Annotated in this window: 2 protein-coding genes; both read right to left on the bottom strand. The window is 71.8% G+C overall.

The genetic code is table 11. The annotated features are described in order from the left end of the window. Window positions 1-916: hypothetical protein (locus BN11_RS24210; protein ID WP_048699581.1), on the bottom strand; the 916-nt coding region annotated here is incomplete at its 3' end. Continuing rightward, window positions 913-1,473, bottom strand: a complete 561-nt coding sequence (locus BN11_RS17385) for an RNA polymerase sigma factor (RefSeq protein WP_083433847.1) — start codon at window positions 1,471-1,473, stop codon at window positions 913-915. The genes BN11_RS17385 and BN11_RS24210, both read right to left, overlap by 4 nt. Window positions 1,474-1,683 lie beyond the last annotated feature (210 nt).

Genomic DNA, 1,683 nt, shown 5'->3' with positions numbered 1-1,683 from the left:
CTGTCGGCAGGTCGCCGCCGGACGACCCGCTCCCGGCGCCGCCGGCGTCCGAGGCGGCGTAGCGCTGCAGGCGCTGGCCGGCGACCCAGGCGATCCGGGCCATCTCCGACTTGGTGACGGGGCTGCCGTCGGGGGAGTCCCACACCTCGAGGTAGGTCACATCGCGCCCGGCGTTGGCCAGGGCGACCCAGGCCGTCCCGTTGTCGCCCGTGAAGCGCCACAGCTTGCCGAACTCCTCGAACTCGTCGGAGAAGTCCTGCGTCATGTCGCTGGGTCGGCTGCAGTTGTCGAACGCCGCTCCCATTGCAGCGGCGGCGTCTTGGGCGCCCTGATCGCTGCCGTAGCTCCAGGTCCACTCGTGGGCGAAGGCCGACGGGGCGCCGGCGGCGGTGACCTCCTGGCGGTCCAGCGCGATGCCGTCGCCGACCGGCAAGTCGCACACCGGCGTGGTGTCGAGGGCCGTCGGCTCCGCGACAGTGGGTTCCTCGGCGAGACCGAAGGCGGCCTGCCACTCCGCGGCAGACGGCTGGATGAGGGGCTTGGCGGCGAGCAGCTGCTCCCAATCCACCTGTGGCGCAGTCGATTCGGTGGCCGAGCTGGTCGGCGTGGACGAGGTCGTTGAGGTCGTAGAACGGGTGATGCTCGAGGTGGACTGCGTCGCCGGATCGGTGTTGTCGCCATTCGGCCGGCCGAGCCCGGACAGTCCGACGGCCGCGACCACGACGGCCGCGGCGGCGACCGCGGCGCCGGCGGACCGCCATATGGTCTGCTTGCGCCGGGTGCCGCGGGACTTCACCTGGGACAGCGGCGGCAGGGGCAGGTCGTTGACGTCGTGGCGCAGCGAGTCGAGGGCGGCCCGGATCAGGTCGTCATCCTCCCGGCTCCAGTCGTCGAGGAAGTCGTCGTGGTCGGTCATGACGACGCTCCCTTCGCGCGTAGCTTCTCGGCGAGGGCCTTGCGGCCGTGGTGCAGGCGGGCCTTGACGGTGCCCAGGGGAGCACCGAGGTCCTCGGAGATCGCCTCCAGGCTCATGTCGAGCAGGTAGTGCATGGCCAAGACCTCCCGGTGCTGGGGTGAGAGGGTCTTGAGCGCCTCGACGATATAGGCGCGGTCCTCGTTGGGCTCGGCCGTGGGTGCCGGCACCAGTGACAGGCGGCGGTGCGCCTCGGTGCGGTTGGTGTCCTTGCGCCACTGGGATATCGCGAGGCGGCGCGCCACGGTGCGCACCCACGAGAGGGGGTCGTCGGCCTTGCTGACCTGCGACCACCGTTGCCAGGCCCGGGCGTAGGCCTCCTGGGTGCAGTCCTGCGCCAGCGACAGGTCACCGGTCGTCGCATAGACCAGGTGGATCACGCGGTGGGCGGTCTCCCGATAGAAGGCGTCGAAGTCCAGGGTGGTCGCGATGGCGTGCTCCCTCCCTGCGCTCACCGGGCGCGCGAAGACGGCGCTCGGTTCCTGGACGATGGCGGTCATAACCCACCGGACGCGTGGCCGGGGATTGAGGTTGCCAACCTAGCCGAGAACCTTCCCGTCGCCGCTCACCGGGTCCCACGGGCCCTGGTCGCCGCCACCGGGTCCCCGTCGGGGCCTACCGGGTCCTGCCGGGCCGCGCCGGGTCGCGCCGGGTCGCTCCAGGTCCCGAAAAGCCGCCTTCCCCCGGCGTGGGTCCGCGCTCGTCGCCTC

This window comes from Nostocoides australiense Ben110 (assembly GCF_001050535.1).
In the GTDB taxonomy this organism is placed as follows: Bacteria; Actinomycetota; Actinomycetes; order Actinomycetales; family Dermatophilaceae; genus Nostocoides_A; species Nostocoides_A australiense.
This window is presented reverse-complemented; position numbering and strand designations above follow the sequence as displayed.

Coding starts and splice junctions, on each gene's coding strand:
- BN11_RS17385 (WP_083433847.1), bottom strand. CDS start 1,473: ATGACCGCCATCGTCCAGGAACCGAGCGCCGTCTTCGCGCGCCCGGTG.